The sequence below is a fragment of the Chitinophaga sp. G7 BAM 1005 genome, assembly GCF_057126945.1.
Window position 1 is genome coordinate 496,734 of the sequence record NZ_CP181478.1, and the last position, 16,554, is coordinate 513,287.

At 45.2% G+C, this 16,554-nt stretch carries 9 protein-coding genes; 3 read left to right on the forward strand and 6 right to left on the reverse strand.

Annotated elements, in window-relative coordinates; translation table 11 throughout:
* Positions 1 to 15 precede the first annotated feature (15 nt).
* Both ACMXI2_RS02065 and ACMXI2_RS02070 read right to left on the reverse strand, forming a co-directional pair.
* Positions 16 to 309, reverse strand: a complete 294-nt coding sequence (locus ACMXI2_RS02065; protein ID WP_483780065.1) for a hypothetical protein — start codon at positions 307 to 309, stop codon at positions 16 to 18.
* Positions 310 to 461: 152 nt separating this feature from the next.
* The gene (locus ACMXI2_RS02070) at positions 462 to 1,658 is read right to left on the reverse strand and encodes a LamG domain-containing protein (protein ID WP_483780066.1); all 1,197 of its coding nucleotides are present in this window, start codon (positions 1,656 to 1,658) and stop codon (positions 462 to 464) included.
* 342 nt (positions 1,659 to 2,000) lie between these two features.
* Between ACMXI2_RS02070 and ACMXI2_RS02075 the strand changes: the two genes are divergently transcribed.
* Positions 2,001 to 4,421 carry a TonB-dependent siderophore receptor gene (locus ACMXI2_RS02075; protein ID WP_483780067.1) on the forward strand — a complete coding sequence of 807 codons (2,421 nt, stop codon included), beginning with the start codon at positions 2,001 to 2,003 and terminating at the stop codon, positions 4,419 to 4,421.
* A gap of 56 nt (positions 4,422 to 4,477) precedes the next feature.
* Here the strand turns inward: ACMXI2_RS02075 and ACMXI2_RS02080 are convergent, their stop codons facing one another.
* The gene (locus tag ACMXI2_RS02080) at positions 4,478 to 5,449 is read right to left on the reverse strand and encodes an NAD(P)H-quinone oxidoreductase (protein ID WP_483780068.1); all 972 of its coding nucleotides are present in this window, start codon (positions 5,447 to 5,449) and stop codon (positions 4,478 to 4,480) included.
* 194 nt (positions 5,450 to 5,643) lie between these two features.
* On the opposite strand from ACMXI2_RS02080, the gene ACMXI2_RS02085 reads away from it, so the two are divergent.
* Positions 5,644 to 6,207, forward strand: a complete 564-nt coding sequence (locus ACMXI2_RS02085; protein WP_483780069.1) for a DUF1801 domain-containing protein — start codon at positions 5,644 to 5,646, stop codon at positions 6,205 to 6,207.
* A gap of 11 nt (positions 6,208 to 6,218) precedes the next feature.
* On the opposite strand, the gene ACMXI2_RS02090 is transcribed toward ACMXI2_RS02085, so the two are convergent.
* The 3 genes from ACMXI2_RS02090 to ACMXI2_RS02100 all read right to left on the reverse strand — a co-directional run bounded on the left by ACMXI2_RS02090 (position 6,219) and on the right by ACMXI2_RS02100 (position 13,283).
* Positions 6,219 to 7,286 (reverse strand): ArsO family NAD(P)H-dependent flavin-containing monooxygenase, encoded by a 1,068-nt coding sequence (locus tag ACMXI2_RS02090; protein WP_483780070.1) that lies wholly within the window; start codon positions 7,284 to 7,286, stop codon positions 6,219 to 6,221.
* A 180-nt stretch (positions 7,287 to 7,466) separates the two neighbouring features.
* Positions 7,467 to 10,199: a T9SS type A sorting domain-containing protein gene (locus ACMXI2_RS02095; protein WP_483780071.1), complete on the reverse strand. Its 2,733-nt coding sequence runs from the start codon at positions 10,197 to 10,199 to the stop codon at positions 7,467 to 7,469.
* A gap of 207 nt (positions 10,200 to 10,406) precedes the next feature.
* Positions 10,407 to 13,283 carry a ligand-binding sensor domain-containing protein gene (locus ACMXI2_RS02100; RefSeq protein WP_483780072.1) on the reverse strand — a complete coding sequence of 959 codons (2,877 nt, stop codon included), beginning with the start codon at positions 13,281 to 13,283 and terminating at the stop codon, positions 10,407 to 10,409.
* A 184-nt stretch (positions 13,284 to 13,467) separates the two neighbouring features.
* Between ACMXI2_RS02100 and ACMXI2_RS02105 the strand changes: the two genes are divergently transcribed.
* The gene (locus ACMXI2_RS02105; protein WP_483780073.1) at positions 13,468 to 16,545 is read left to right on the forward strand and encodes a SusC/RagA family TonB-linked outer membrane protein; all 3,078 of its coding nucleotides are present in this window, start codon (positions 13,468 to 13,470) and stop codon (positions 16,543 to 16,545) included.
* Positions 16,546 to 16,554: the final 9 nt, after the last annotated feature.

Here is a 16,554-nt window from a genome sequence, read left to right on the forward strand (position 1 = left end):
AAGGGTAATAGTTTTTTATTTAACAGCAGCCTGCTCAGCCAGTTTTTCGCAGTTCCCGTCATATTCCAGTGAAAGCTTCGTCAACTGTGCAGCCCATACAATAAACTTCGCCATTATTTCTGCTGCTACTGTGCCGGTGGCCATCGTAAAAGCTCTTGTAATGATTGCAGTCAGGGCAAACCAACCTGCCGAGACTACAACGAATTTTAAAATGGGCCATAAAATCTTTTCACGATGCATTTCTGTTATAATATCCAGCCCGGAAGTAACGGTGATCGTAGTGCCGACTACAGCGGTGATTTTTGCCAACACCTTTGCATTACTGATAACGAGATTGAAAATTTTACCGGGAATCTGGTTGTAGGGCGAGAAAACCGGGAGCGGAAGAAATATGCCTAAAAATTTAACAGAGATGCTGTAGACAAAAATTATCCACCAGATAGTGCAGTCAGTTACTTCTCCTATTGGACGGTCATAAATAAGTGCGTCGCCACGAAGGTCGTGGTATATGATCTTTGTTCTCCCATTTTCATCTGTTCTTGTATAAACTTTCCGGAGATTTTCATTCTCTGAGAACATTTCTTCTGCCTGTGCATATGCTTTATCAGTCTCCCCTGGGCAACATTCGCTACACCACCGGGAAAATATTCAGCTGTTTGCAGGTTCCCATTTACGTAGAGGCTCATCATTTTTGAATCGCCGTTATAGGAAACGGCAAAATGATAGAAACGTCCTTCCGTGATCTGTTCCTTGGAGTAGATGGCTTGTCCATCTGAATTCCGTTTTGCAACGAGGCGGCTGTTGACTTTATCGTACTGAATATAGTATTGCCAATGCAAGTCTTTTTCAAAGGCTACTATTACGGCCATATCCGCTGTGGAGGTGGGGTTAAACCAGCCCTCAATGGTATATGGGTGATAGCCACCAAAATTATACTCCGGATAGGCGCCGCAATCAATAAAACCATTTTCTGTTACCCCTACCGAAGGGATACTGTAAACATAGTTGGGTGGCGGCGTACTGTAGGAGAGCTCAATGCCATTGCCGGAACGGTCTTCAGTTGGCATTTCCGTGAAGTCTGTCCATAAAACGAGATCAGTTCTTGTTGCCGCGGGGGGAACAATAGCAAATGCATCTTCCGCGATTTCAAAAATGTCCCGGGCCGATTTCCAGATGACTACGCGTGCTATATGCCCATAGAATAAATTTTGGTACCCGGATGGGGACTGGTATTTTCCGGCGCCAATATGAGTCTGAATCGGTATGGCCTGGTAAGGAATTCCCTGTATGGGGCTTCTACCTACTTCTATTCCATCCTGGCACAGCGTGATCAATTGCCTGTCACTGTCAAAAGTAGCTGCCACCTGATGCCATTCCAGTAGGGGTAGCTTTTTTGTGGATGTTACCTGAAACGGCTTTCCGGTATTATTCATCGTCTCGAAATACAAAAAACCGTTGGAAATGCCGAAGTTGAAATAAGCGCCGGCAGTCAATGATGCACTGCAAAGAATGGTCCCTGTTGATGCCGTTGAAAAGATCGTTGCTTCAAGCGTAAACGACCTCATGTTGTTAAGGTGGTCGGATGGGAAATAAGCATACGAGGTTCCATTGAATTGAAGCGTGCTATATCCCCAGCGCATTGTTAATCCAAGATTCATAAGTGTATTTTTTGGTCCTACTCTGTTATGGTTTTTCGGTTTCACCCCCTGCTTATTGTCAAGTCAGGCAGACCTGTTTTTTTCGGTGCTGGCAGTTGCACATTCTTCTCCACAAAAGTCCATTGATCTGCCGGCCTGAATAAGAGTGTAAATAAGTGTTTCTGAAAACAGGTATAAATATCTGTTTGGAAACATATAGCGGGTATTTATATCTGCATGGTGCGCTGTACATTAAGACGTTTTTTCCGTATTGCGTAAACCTTTTTCCCGAATCCGTAACCCCGCCCGGTATATCGCAACTAATTTTGCGGCAGAATTTCTAAACAGAATTAACTGACCTATATGTTTTTATTTATCAACCGGATCACGGTGTACTTATGCTTTCTATGTGCTGTTTGTTTTTCCGTAAATGCGCTGGCTGTTACTGAGCCTTTATCTGCTATCAGGGGGCTGGTAGTTACGTCAGATGGCGCCCCTGCGGCTTATGTGGCTGTTCAGATTAAAGAAAAGAACCGTGGTACACTCACTAATGAGAAAGGCGAGTTTGTATTCAAGAAACTAATGCCCGGAAAATATACCTTGCAGGTAATGCTGATCGGGTATAAAACGATGTCGCAGGAAATAACGGTGGAGCAGGATCAGATTGTGCAGATAAAACTACAACTCGAAGCTTCCGATAAACAATTGAAAGAAGTAATTGTGAGTGGTGCAAGAAACCGGTATAAGAACGACAGTCTTTCCGGATCGCTGCGATTGAGAACGCCTATCCTCGAGGTGCCGCAGAATATCCAGGTAATATCTGCGAACGTAATTGCCGACCAGCAGGCATTTGACCTGGTGGATGGCATCACCCGTAATGTAAGCGGGGCCACACGTGTGGGGCATTGGGATAACCAGTATGCAAATATCAGGATGCGTGGTTCCAAGATCCCTGCTTTCCGCAATGGCATGAACATAGAAGCCAGCTGGGGACCTACCGCAGAAGATGCCGCTATGATTGACCGTGTTGAATTTGTGAAAGGGCCGGCAGGCTTTATGCTGGCAGGTGGTGAGCCGGGTGGCTTTTATAACGTGGTTACCAAAAAACCTACCGGTATTACCAAAGGAGCTGCCAGCATCAGCATGGGTAGTTTCAGCACTTACCGCGCGGCCCTCGACTTTGATGGTAAACTGAGTAAAGATGGTAAACTGCTGTATCGTTTGAATGTGGCCGGTCAACAGAAGGATTACTATACCAAATACAACTTTAACAACCGTTACCTGTTTGCGCCGGTATTAAAATACCTGGTAGATGACCGTACTTCCGTTACACTGGAATATACCTACCAGGGATCAACTTACCTGGCGAACGGGAATTATGTTTTCTCCAAAACTAAATTGCTGGATGAAGGGATCTCCAATGATTTCTTTTATGGCGATCCCTCCCTCACGCCTGGCAAATTGAAGGATCACAGCGTATACCTGTATTTCGATCATAAGATGAATGATAAATGGGAAGCACATGCACAGGTGGCTTATTTCAACTTCAGCATGGTGGCAAACAGTATCTGGGCTTCCAATATAGATAGCGCGGGAAATATGGGCAGAACTTTCAGTGTGGCGGATGAAGCCGGGGAAAACCGTTTTGCGCAGGCTTCCATTTCCGGCGAAGAGTATACAGGTACGGTACGTCACAGGATACTTGCAGGTGTGGATATGGGTAATAAGAAGTTCTGGGGAGATTTCAGATCATTGGCCACTATCGATATGGTGGGCGATAAGAAATTCAATGTATATAACCCCGTATACAGTATTCCTATCGGTACCTTGCCCGCTATAGACCGCAGCCAGAGTGTAAAAACAAGAGCGGGTGGCAGTAACTATGTAAGCTCTGTAAACTATACCTCCGCCTACATACAGGATGAACTGGGATTTTTTAACAACAGGGTACGTTTGTCGCTCGCCGGACGCTTTACTTATGCAGAAACTGTTGGCAAAACCAAAGCGCTGGCCATTAAGGATAATGTATTTACTCCACGGGTGGGCCTGAGTTACTCTATAGATAAATCTACTACTATCTATGGCTTGTTTGATCAGTCGTTTGTACCTGTGCCGGGTGCTGATTCCAACCAGCAGGCGTTTAAACCTATTAAAGGGGTAGATGTGGAAGCCGGTGTGAAGAAAGAATGGTTTGAAGGAAGATGGGTGACTTCTGCAACGGTGTACCGCATCGCCAGGCAAAACTCGCTCGTAAGCCTGAATATGAAAGACAGCCGCGGCGCTGATGTACAGGAGCAGCTGGGAGAAACACTCACCAAAGGCGTGGAAATAGATATCAATGGAGAGATACTACCAGGATTGAATGCTACATTGAACTACGCTTATACAGATTCAAAGATCTCCAAAGAATCGCCAACAGCTACTACAAAAACAGTAGGTAATATAACGCCTAACACAGCTACGCACATTACCAACGCCTGGCTGAACTACCGCATTGGTAAGGGCGTGTTGAACGGATTTGGCGTAACAGGCGGTATTCAGTGGATGGCCGACCGCTACGTAGGAAGCGCCACAAAAGTATTCAGCATTCCTAACTACTTCCGTACAGATGCTGGTTTGAATTATGTTAAAGGAAAGTATAGTGTTGCTGTACTGGTGAATAACCTGCTGGATAATCAACAACTGCTTACTGCTGCTTCCATTCCTGCTACTTCCACCGGGTTTTACAATTATATAGTAGAGGCGCGCCGTAATTTCAGGATGACGATCGGTTACCGCTTTTAATATCTTACAAAAATAAAAAAACAAAAGGTGTACTATCAACGGTACACCCTTTGTTTTTATTCATTTACCAATACAATTTTACCTATGTGTTCACTGCTGCTCATCAGCCGGTGCGCCTCTGCGGCTTCTTTAAACGGAAAGGTGGCGTATACCACCGGCAGGAATTTTTTAGCTGCTATCAGCGGCCATACGTGTTGGCGGATATCGGCCGCCAATGCTTTTTTATAGCTATACTCCCTGCTCCGGAGTGTACTACCGGTAATGGTTATACGTTTTTGCATCACCGTGGAAATATTTAATTCCGCCAGGTTGCCTTCCATTGAGTTGATATACACCAGCCGCCCTTCGGGATTAAGGATGGTAAGATTTTTACCGAGATATTTTCCACCCACCATATCCAGTATCACATCTATTCCTGTTGTGGCGAGTTCTTTCTCAAAATCCTGTTTTTTGTAATTGATATATTGCGTGGCGCCCAGCCCGATACAGGCTTCCCCTTTTTCCTCCGTACCTACCGTTACCCATACTTTACTGTTTAATGCGTGTGCCAGTTGTATGGCGGTAATGCCAATACCGCTGGAACCTCCGTGAATCAACAGGGTTTCGCCCGGCGTTAATTTCCCGCGTTGAAAAACATTGCTCCACACGGTGAAAACAGTTTCGGGCAAACTGGCCGCTTCGGCAAAGCTGAGCCCTCCGGGAACAGGCAGGCATTGCCCTTCTTTTACAGCCACATATTCCGCATATCCGCCTCCCGCCAGTAAGGCGCATACTTTATCGCCGGGCGACCACATGGTAACGCCTTTGCCAATACTAATCACCGTGCCGGCGACCTCCAGCCCGGGAATATCTGCCGGCACGCCCGGAGGCGCCGGGTACCTGCCTTCGCGCTGCGACAGGTCCGCCCGGTTAAGACCGGCTGCGTGTACTTTAATCAGCACTTCTTCCTGTCCGGGCGCCGGCGCCGGATATTCCTGTAGCTGCAATACTTCCGGACCACCTGGTTGGGTAATAACGACGGCTTTCATAGCGAAGATTTTATCAAAAATCGGCGTTTCTTCCGGAATATGTTTACTTTATCCGGAGTTTGAATGCAGATATGAAGAAATTATGCTACTCTTTTTTCCTGCCGGCTATGGTCGCAAATGACCCTGTATAATGTCGCGTTAGTACCTCGGGGAAACGGCAGGATTATATTAATTTTCAGAAAGAATTCAGCGATATGAAAACAGTAAACGACATTGATCAGTACATCGCCGGTTTTCCGGAGGAAACCCGGGCGTTGCTGCAGCAAATAAGGGCGGCTATCAGGAAAATTGTACCTGAAGCAGGAGAGAAAATCGGTTATGGTATTCCAACTTTTACTTTGAACGGCAACCTGGTTCATTTTGCAGGATATAAACATCACATCGGCTTTTACCCTGGCGCCTCCGGTATTAAAGCATTTGAAAAAGAGCTTTCCGTTTATAAGCATTCCAAAGGCGCCGTTCAGTTTCCATTGGACCATCCTCTCCCCATTTCCTTAATCAATAAAATAGTAAAGTTCCGGGTGAAAGAAAGCCTGGCAAAAAATGCCGCCAGGCATACTGCCGCTCCCGGAGATCTTTTTGCATCTCTCTCCGCACCAGCGCGCCGTGCATTAGAGAGTAAAGGTATCACAACCATACAGCGGCTTTCCAAATTCAGCGAAGCAGCTATACTGGCACTTCATGGAATGGGAAAAAGCTCACTACCAAAGTTGCGCAATGCGCTGAAAGAAAAGGGGCTGTCGTTTAAGTCAGCGTAAAGAGACGCTTTTTATGCAGGCTGCAGGAAGCTGCTCAGTTCTTCCACGGTTTGCCTCGCCGTTCTGCCAACGCCGATAAGTGTGGCAGAAGCAAAGCCTGTCCATGATCCATAGCCGGTTAACCAGAGGCCGGTAATACCTGTTGCTTTTGTTCCGTTTGTTTTAATCCTGCCATCCGTTTGTATTATTCCCAGGGGAGCCAGATGCTCCAGCGCGGGCCGGAATCCTGTACAAAAAATAACGGCATCTACGGCTTCCTGCTGTCCTGTATTCCACGCTATTCCATCGGGGTAGAAATGATCAAATGCGGGGAGGAAATGTTGATATACACCTCTTTCCCTGGCTTCTTTTACAGGAGGCACCATTACAATATGCCCCAGTGAAGGAGGCTGGTAATCCCTGCCTTGTTGTTTGGCCTGGTATAGTTGAGTGGCCGCATCAAAGAGATATTTGCCATCAATATCATCCGGTAAAAATTCGGGTGGCTGCCGCGTGATCCAAAGAGTAGATGCTACTCTGGAAACCTCCGCCAGGATTTGCGCGCCGGAGTTGCCTTCTCCTGCAATGGCCACGCGTTTCCCTGAAAAATCTTCCGGTTCCCGGTACTGTGAAGAGTGAAGTATAGTACCCTTAAAAGAGGCGGTTCCGGGAATATCCGGAATAAAGGGATTGGTATAGCTGCCGGTAGCGCTTACAACAGCTTTTGCGTAATAATGGCCGGCGGTGGTGGTTAAAACAAAAGTCCCTTCCTTTTTGACTACTGATGTAACCTTTACGGGTCTTACCACCGGGAACTTATACCGCGACTCATATTCCTGCAAATAGGTGATGGTTTCCGCGCGGCTGGGATAGTGGTGCTGACCTCCCGGCATAAAAACACCCGGAAGGGAGCTCCATTGCGCCGGAGAGAACAAGGAAAGAGATTTCCAGGTGTATTGCCAGCTGCCACCCGGAAGAGGAGCCGCATCCAGCATGATATATTTCAGTGTGGTCCGGCGGAGATAATATGCCACGGATAAAGCGCTTTGTCCGCCGCCAATAATGATTACATCGTATATGGTTTGCTTTTCATCTGTCATAATAAACTGCTTTCGTCGACTTTATATTTCCCGGCAATAGTGGCATCTAAATTAACCTTTTTGGTATAGCATTATGGCCTCTTATTTAAGCCTTCTGATGGGAAATAAATATCAGGCATCGATTAAAAAAGAAAACCCGCTCACGGAGCGGATTTTCTTTCAGACCAGGTGGCCCTGCAACTAATGCTTAACAAACTTATAGGTGTGATTTATCTCTGCTGATCTGACTTTTAAGTAATAGGTGCCCGGTACCAGTTCAGCAATGTTAATAGACATACCTAATACCGTTTTCATACGCTGACCATCGTTATCATACACCTCGAGATGGGCGTTATTATTTAGCCCGCTGATATAGAGCCTGGCGCCAACCGGGTTCGGATACAGCGAAATGCGCTGTTTGGCGCCCTTCAGCTGGTTGGGGATTTCCGCCCCCGCCAGGACATTAATGCGCACATTGTTCAGACCCGGCGACGGTTCGCCGAACAATTCGATCTCTGACAATTGGAGCATTGTTCCGGTGTTATTTGACAGATTCAATCTATAAAATGCATACCCCGTATTATTGTTAATGCTGAAAACTCTTGTTTGATTACGATAGGGGAAGTCTTCATTGGAACGGCTATCAATAGTACTCCAGCTGCTTCCATCTGCCGACCCCTGTAATGTCCAGTTCACAGGATCCCGCTCCGGGGCATCATTTGCTGAGGTGATCGTATAGCTTTTCACTACATAGCCGGATGGCGCCTGGTATTGTATCCAGGCGGAAGGGTTAAATGTCAGGTACTTGGTGTTACGATTGTTATCAGTTAGGTTTGTATATTCTTCACCTGCCGGAGAACCGGTTTGATATTGAGCGCTTAATATTCCGCCCAGATCTGTAATATCTGTTCCCAGGCTATCAACGGTATCAACGGATGGAAGCCCGTTTTTTTCACGCAGCAATTGAAAGAGATGATCCGGACGAACCACAATATGATTTGAGTCAAGTGAGTTCATTACGTTCTTAAAATTTGTTGGCTTTACATCCTGCCAGGGTTGCGCCTGTATAATCATGAATCTCGGTGATGCTCCATCCCATCCGGCGGAAGCAGCGGCAATGGCATCCTTCATGGCTTGTTCCCCGGTGCAATAATTGCAGGAGAGCGGCATTCCCGGCAAAGTTTGATTATAGATGCTAAGGGGGCCGCCCGTATTTTGTGCTGTTAACCCAAGTAATGATGGCGCATAGGTGGCAAAGCTCTCACCCACATTTTGGTTGATGCCACCTGTAATCGTATTCCAGATGGTAACGACGCGGAACCCCGCCCGTTTGTTGTAATCCTCTGTTTTAGCAACAAATTGGTTTAATGTATTTTGATTGGGGAAATTATTAGGATAGGCGTAACCGTATCCCGAGGGCCCTGAAATCAGGTTGTCGTTGTCAGTGGAAGTTTGATGATAGAAGTTTAGCGCTCCCGGCATGGCATCCAGCATCGCCGGAGACAAGGTCCATCCAATAGGAACCGAGCCCCGGTCAGGATTGTTCCAGAGCTTGCGCATCAGGTGCTCAACATATTGTAAGTTATCCCCGTCGCTTAATATAAATGCCACATAAATTTTATTCTTCAGGACTGGCTTTGGAGGGATAGGCTTAACAGTAACGGTTCTGGGCATACCGCTATGAACCGTTAAATTGGTGGCATAGTCACTGGCAACAGTAGCTATCCCATAGCTGGATGCCCTGGTTATACCTGAACCTTCTTCCGGCCACCAACCCATGAAGGTGGCTCCCGCGGGCATGGAGGATAAAAAGCTGTTTAGCAGTTCACTTTCACCCGTTACCCGCGGATCCAGCCATATTACTGCGGCGCCCAGGGCAGTGGCGTATTCCCGCAGGGAACCCTGATGCACTTCCGGGCTTAATCCTATTAATACCCGGTGATCCAGCGTTGGCCAATAGGTGTTATATAAGGTTTGGTATACCTGCAGATTACTGGTGAACTGGCCACGTAAATCGAGCAATACCGGAAGGTTATAAGGGGCGCCTGTTAAACGTGATAATAACGATGGCGAGGCAATGAGCGCTTTTTTATTTTTTGCAAGCATGGTTGCCAGGTTAACCGTGGCTGACTGCGCCGGATCATAAACAATCAGGCCGGATACCTCGCTGCGGTATTGGGTGATAAGCTCCCACCTGTCGGTATGTTCGGTCCAGGTTAAACCTAAAGACTGCATCCAGGTATACGGTCCTTCTGCAAAGGCATCGCCTTCATAGGAAAAGAGACGTGGTTGTGTGCTGTTAACGATCCCTTTCAGGGACGCAAATAAATAAGTTTCGGCAGTGGCATTATCCTGCTGTACGCCCACCCAGTCGACTTTTATATACGCTCCTCCTCTCCAGAATACACGCAGTTCAATAGCGTGACTGTCGGCCGGCATAGTGAAAGGCAATTTAAAGCTTGTATAATCGGACGCTATCGGGAATTGCTGGCGGGTAATTGCCTTAAACGCAAGGGTTGCACCGGTGGTGGCATCCCTGACATCGATATCCACTATAGAGTCATTGTTGGCGGTATTATTATCTGTTTTCATTCTAAACTCCGCGATATTGGCTCCCGCCGTAACGCTGTTATCATAAGGTCCGTAAATCATATGCTGATTTGCCGCATCGATTCCTACCTGGCAAAGCCAGCCATCGGTTTCCAGCCGTCCTGTATGATGGCTGAGGGCGGGACCTTCACCTTCCCAGTGCCAGGACCGTTGAGAAGTTCCGTTATTGTAAAATAAATCCAGGCTGCTTGCTGTTGCGGGAAACGTTGGCAGCAGCTGACCCGGAGGCCATGCTATCTGAGCCGTAGAAGGCTTCATCAACAACAGCAATAGTGGAATGAGCAATGCTGCCCGGGTTAAAGAAGACTTGATTTTGTGGGTCATCGTAGATAGAATTTGGGTCATAGAATAAGAATCTGCCTATTAAGGGTTTAAAATGTTTACGGGTTCTCATGGAATAAAATGCCAGTGCAGTACCAACATAAAATAGGCAATTAAATCAGAATTTTTTAATTTTTATTATTGACGGTTACGGCAATAAACGGTTGTACAGAAATGAGGGGGAAGAGCGTATGGAAGGATGGTTAGTCCTTAAATCTGGTTTAAAAAGTTACTTAACGATTGCTCCGTTTGCAGGCCAATCTTTTTTCTTATCCTATACCGGCTTACTTCCACACCGCGAACCGTAATGTTCAGCAATTGCGCCATTTCCTTTGTTGTCAGGTTAAGCTTGATATAAGTACATACTTTTAAATCAGAATTGGTAAGCTGTGGATATTGTTTTTTCAGTTTATTCAGAAAACCATCATTTAACTCGTCAAAGTGAGCGGCAAATACTTCCCAGTTAGCATTGTTTTTTTCGGTGTCCTTAATCAGGTCAGTGATACTTTTAATATCGTTGTTATTATTTGTATCATTGTTAAGACGTGAAACTTTTTCTTTTATTTTTGTTAAGGTATCATCCTTTTCCATCAGGTGCATACTTGCATTCGCTAATTCTTTTTTCTGAATAAAAACTTCCTGTTCTAATTTTTCATTCTGAAGCTTGATTATTTCTTTTTCATTTTTTTCCAATTCCAGGTGGTGGATATATTTCAGTCTTTTTTGCTCTTCTTCAAATTTTTTCTGTTGCGAGCGCAGTTTATTCTTTTGATGTTTGTTCATCATAAATAACAGACCAGCGAAAATGGAGATGTAGCAGAGTATTGCCCAGATAGTTTTATACCACGGGGCATTGATGATAAAACTGTAAGAAACGACCGGGGATTCGTTATTCTGGTTGTCCCGGGCTTTTATTTTAAAAGTATATTCTCCGTTTGCCAGGTTCGTATAGTCTTTTTCTGTTTTTGCATCCCAGGGAGACCAGTCACTGTCGTAGCCTTCCAGTTGATAGCTATACTCAATATTCTTCTGGAATTCATATGACGGCGAGCTGTATTCAAAATGAAATGCGTTGTACGCTGATGGTAATTGCAATATTTTTTTGTCTGCGCCGTCTGTTGCGCCATAGCCGCCAAAGATGGTGCTGTCTGTTTTACCCATAGCCTTTACCAGTCCTAAAAAAACGGTCAGCCCGGGCTTTACGGAAGAATATTTTTGATAGTCAAGATGAACCAATCCTCTTTCTGAGCCAATAAAAACGTTTTCCTTATTATAGGGATAGATGTTTTCAAATTTCGGAAGGAGCTGTCCGGTCAGCTCAGGAAAATAAGTGACATTAGGGGGGCTGACAGCATTAGCTGTAGAAAAATGCACCACCCCCGTTCCGGTTTCGTTGCAGAACCAGATGTTGCCTTCTTTGTCTTCCGTCAGATAACGTACTTTCATTCTCCCAAAAACACCTGAAAGAAACGGGGACGGAGAAAATTTGTTTGTTTGAGGATTAAACTCGTAGAGTCCGCGGGCCGTGGCAAAGATGACTTGATTTTTTATTTTGAAAACAAAATTATTTAAGGTAGAAGGCAGACCATCATTAAGGGTGTATAGACGGGAGGTATATTTTTTCTTGTCTTGTGAAAGACTAAAGCGATAGACACCGCGATAGGGATGGGAGGCCCACACATCCCCGTTATGGTCCAATGCCATAAAACGAAAGGAATCATGCATGCCGTCCATCTTTCCTTCGTCTTTGAAATCATTGCCTTCATACCGGAGACGCTTCAGGCCATAATAGGTGCCTACTATGATATCCTGTGCCGGATAAACCGAAGACATTGGGAGGAAATACCAGCTACCTGCGCCTCCCGAAAGCAGCCGGGCTTCGTTTCCCTGTATTTTATAGCTTCCATTGTCATTGCCAAGCAACAAATGTCCATTCACTTCGTTAAGGTTCCAGGCCTCCCGGTTTTCTGTATTTTTTACCAGGGAAAAATCATTTTTTGTAACATGGTTCCCATTATTGGTCAAAGGGGCGCTATACAATCCGTTGGAGGTAGCAACAAACAGCCTGTTATTTAATATCCGGGTTGAATAACCCGGCAGGTTGTTTGTTTTACCGATCTGGAGGTACCTGATGGCGGAGTTGTAATTAATATAACTAATCCCGCTATTCAACCCGGCCCACAAGTTTTTATTGGCGTCCATAAAAACGCTCAACGCATTGTTGTTCTGAAGCCCCTGGTCGTCGGAGAAGCTTTCCCACACATCCTTTTTTATATTAACCACCAGGCAGCCGGTAGAGGAGGTAGCTATAATAAATTCATCCTCACTTATTTTAGCGGCAGAATTGATGTAGAGATTATTTTGCCTGTTATTGTTTTGTAAAGTTATCAGGTTGTTGTGTAACAGGAAGATGCCATTTGTTCTGGTAACAATGAAAATACTGTCTTTACCCATTTGGAACATACCGGCAATGAGCACTCCGGCCAGTTTTTTACCATCCGCTACCGGGGTCCATTGATTGTCGTTTAGTTGTAGTAACCCTGTAACACGATCTGAGGCATAAATGCTTTCACCGGCACGTTCTATGAAAAGCCATTGTGAATTGGCCATATAGGTATGAACGGATTTGTCGTCATACTCAAAGATGCGGTCGTCGGCCTGGAAGAAAACCCGGTTGCCCACGATGGCGATATGCCATATATCTGCAAATTTTTTATATTGTTCCGGGATCTTGGCATTTAAGGAGGTATATGTTAGCATACCATTGACTCCGGGAGAAAAATACCCTATTTCATCCTGGCCGCCAACGTAAATTTTTCCGTTATCACTAACAGCAAGTGACCACATTACCGTGTTATTTGGCAGCGGATAAAGTTTCCAATGGCTGCCATCAAACCTCAGTAAGCCTTCATTATTGGCAAAATACATCACCCCCTGTTTATCCTGCCCTATGCCCCAGTTCTGGCTCCCCCCATTGTAATTAGATTTGGTATAGTTGATAACAGCAGGAATGCCAATGCCATTTTGGGCATATGCAACTGTGCACAGCCCAAAGAAAAACAGGATATTAAGCAGCATCTTATTCATATTTCAAGCCCCCGCATAGCTGATGTAGTAGTATTGTAGTAGTTGGTTTTACCGTAAAAATAGAGAATTACGCGATAAGATGTAGTAGTGTAGTAGGGTTTTCCTAACATTTTCTGCCAGTCTAGCCTACATTTGATTTTCCACGATTCACATTCGAGAACGAGTTAAAAATTAAATTTTACGTATGAAAAAAAGGTTCTTAGGAATTTTTATCCTCCTTGTGCTTTCCACTATTTTCCACTTAACCACCAAAGCCCAGAACAAAATCATAAAGGGTACCGTCACTGATGACAAAAATGCGCCTGTCATCATGGCTTCGGTAGGAGTGAAAGGCACAGCTACAGGTACCACAACAAACGAAACCGGCGCATTTACGCTCTCCGTACCTCCCGGCTCGGATTCTATTATGGTGTCGGCAATAGGGTACGCCAGTAAGGTAGTAGCTATTACCGGTAATGTTTTAAATGTTCAACTGCGGGAGTCCCTGACCGGGTTGGATGAAGTAGTGGTGATAGGCTACGGCACGCAAAAGAAAGGGGACCTTACGGCCCCGATATCGATTGTAAATACCGATGATATGCTTAAGCGGACTACAGCTACGCCAATGGAGGCTTTGCAGGGAAGCGTTCCCGGTGTACAGGTAGTAACCAGCGGGGCGCCGGGTAGCTCTCCCAATGTCCGGATAAGAGGGGTTGGATCATTTAATAATGAAAATCCACTTTATGTAGTGGACGGAATGTTTGTAAATGATATCAGTTTCCTTAACCCTAATGACATTGCCGACATGTCCATCCTTAAGGACGCGTCTGCTGCAGCTATTTATGGTGTACGCGCGGCCAACGGAGTGGTATTAATAACCACTAAAAAAGGGAAATTAAACATGAAGACCCGTGTAACTTATAATGCCTATGTAGGGGTTCAGAAGCCAACAAATGTTCTCAAAATGGCCAATGGACAGCAATATACCGACTTTTCCCTCAAGAGAGGTTCCACCGCCGACAGTGGTACGGTATTGTTATCTTCTCAAAAATTTGGAGGCAGCGGACTTAATCCAACCACCAGCACGGATTGGTACGATGTTATTTTAAGAAAAAGCGCCCTGATAACAAATCATGGCATCGATATCCAAGGAGGCAGTGACAAAATAACCTATTCAGTAGGTTTAAACTATACTTATCAAAATGGCATTTTGAATGCGCTGAATAACTTTAAGAGATATAACGGACGGCTTCAATTGGAAGCCAGAGCCTTTCCCTGGCTTAAAGTAGGATTTTCGGCCATTTTTAATAATTCTATCACTTTTACTCCCAACAGCGGCGCTTTCCTGGATGCTTATACTGCTTCCCCTTTATTCCCGGTATACGACAGCACCAATGTGAATGCTTTCCCGGTAAAATTCACAGCGGCTTCCGTGATTGGAAGATCTGATGATAAAAACCCACTGGCATCTGCCTATTATAATTATAACCGGTCAAAAGCATTTCAAATATTACCAACCCTGTATGCAGAAGCAGGTTTTTGGGATAATAAACTCACTTTCCGGTCTCAGTTGAGCCAGATATATGGATCATTACTGGGAACCCAGTACAGCCCTTTAAGGAACCTGGGCCCTGGCGCCGATGCCACCGTGTCTCACCTGACTTCTATCCAGGAACGGACTACCAATTATATCCTGGACAACCTGCTTACCTACAAGGATGGTAAAGGCCGCCATCACTGGAGCCTGTTGCTGGGACAGTCGACCAGGGAAGAAAGATGGCGCCAAACCCGGACAGAAGCGGATAATGTACCCGATGTAGAAGAATCGTGGTATACCAGCCAGGGAACGCCGAATGCGGCTTATTATAAAGAGGATGGTACCCGCAACGCCGGTATCTCATTCTTTACACGCGGCACCTATGATTTTGATAATAAGTACTTACTGACAGCAACTTTTCGTGCCGATGGAAGTTCAAAATACCAGACAAAATGGGGCTATTTCCCTTCTGTAGGTCTTGGATGGGTAATCAGCAAAGAAGCATTTATGCGGAATCAGAAAGTATTTGACTTTTTGAAACTCAGGGGTAGCTGGGGACAACTTGGTAACGACGGCGTAAATGCCAATGCAGGATATGCCATCGTGAAAACCGGCAACAGCACTTCCGCTGTTTTTGGTAGTACTGCAGCAGCCAATGGCCAATATCTGCCCGGCTATACAGTAAACAGGTTTTATACAGATATCACCTGGGAAGTTGTAACAGAATGGGATGGCGGTGTTGATTTTGAAATGCTGAAAGGAAAATTAAACGGATCTGTTGATTATTACAACAGGAAAACAACTAAAGCGGCGCTCTATCGCCCATTCCCTTTTACCTATACTACTATTTATGGCAACTGGGCTGATATGGTGAACAGTGGCTGGGATGTGGCGTTAAACTGGAGTGATAAAATTGGTAACGTAGGATACCAGATAGGCGCCAATATGTCGACTTTAAAAAATAAAGTTACAAGTTTAGGTACCCTTCCAAGTTCCACAAGTGGATTTCCGGAGTGGACAGCGGAGTTTCCTAACCGCATAGTTGTTGGCCAACCCATCAATTATTTTTATGGTTACGAATTTATCGGTGTTTATCAAACCAAGCAGGAGGTTGACAGTGATCCGGTTGCTGCCCATTATAACCAATCGGCTACCTCTCAGATTGTTCCCGGTTTCCCTAAGTATAAGGACCAGAATGGAGATGGCATCCTGGATGATAAAGATCGCATCAATATGGGAAGCTATTTGCCAAAAGTTACTTATGGTTTCAATTTTGGACTTACTTATAAGAGCTTTGATTTTAGCGTGGCATTCCAGGGCGTATCAGGCAATAAAATTATGAACCTCAACCGGGGAAGGCTTTACAAAGCTTCCTCCTCTCTTAACCTGGATGAGAAATTCGCGAGCAATCTCTGGACCGGTCCTGGTTCAACGAATGCTTACCCATCGGCGTATGCTTTAGGTCAGGGATGGTTTAAAGTGAGTAATTCCTTTTTTGTAGAGAGCGGCGCTTATTTACGTGTACAGAATATTCAACTTGGGTATAATTTTAATGTAGGCAAGCAGTCGCCCATTGCCATGAGGGTATTTGGTACTGCCGACAGACCGTTTATTTTTACCAAGTATAATGGCTTTACTCCTGAAGTAGGCACAAATACTTCCTTTGGTTATTCGGTTTCTGGTTATGATGCAAATGTTTATCCGGTTTCCTCCACTTACAGTTTAGGTGTCAGGGCTACTTTCTAGGATGGACAA

Coding starts and splice junctions, on each gene's coding strand:
- ACMXI2_RS02090 (WP_483780070.1), bottom strand. CDS start 7,286: ATGACAGATGAAAAGCAAACCATATACGATGTAATCATTATTGGCGGC.
- ACMXI2_RS02080 (WP_483780068.1), bottom strand. CDS start 5,449: ATGAAAGCCGTCGTTATTACCCAACCAGGTGGTCCGGAAGTATTGCAG.
- ACMXI2_RS02070 (WP_483780066.1), bottom strand. CDS start 1,658: ATGAATCTTGGATTAACAATGCGCTGGGGATATAGCACGCTTCAATTC.
- ACMXI2_RS02095 (WP_483780071.1), bottom strand. CDS start 10,199: ATGACCCACAAAATCAAGTCTTCTTTAACCCGGGCAGCATTGCTCATT.
- ACMXI2_RS02105 (WP_483780073.1), top strand. CDS start 13,468: ATGAAAAAAAGGTTCTTAGGAATTTTTATCCTCCTTGTGCTTTCCACT.
- ACMXI2_RS02085 (WP_483780069.1), top strand. CDS start 5,644: ATGAAAACAGTAAACGACATTGATCAGTACATCGCCGGTTTTCCGGAG.
- ACMXI2_RS02075 (WP_483780067.1), top strand. CDS start 2,001: ATGTTTTTATTTATCAACCGGATCACGGTGTACTTATGCTTTCTATGT.
- ACMXI2_RS02100 (WP_483780072.1), bottom strand. CDS start 13,283: ATGAATAAGATGCTGCTTAATATCCTGTTTTTCTTTGGGCTGTGCACA.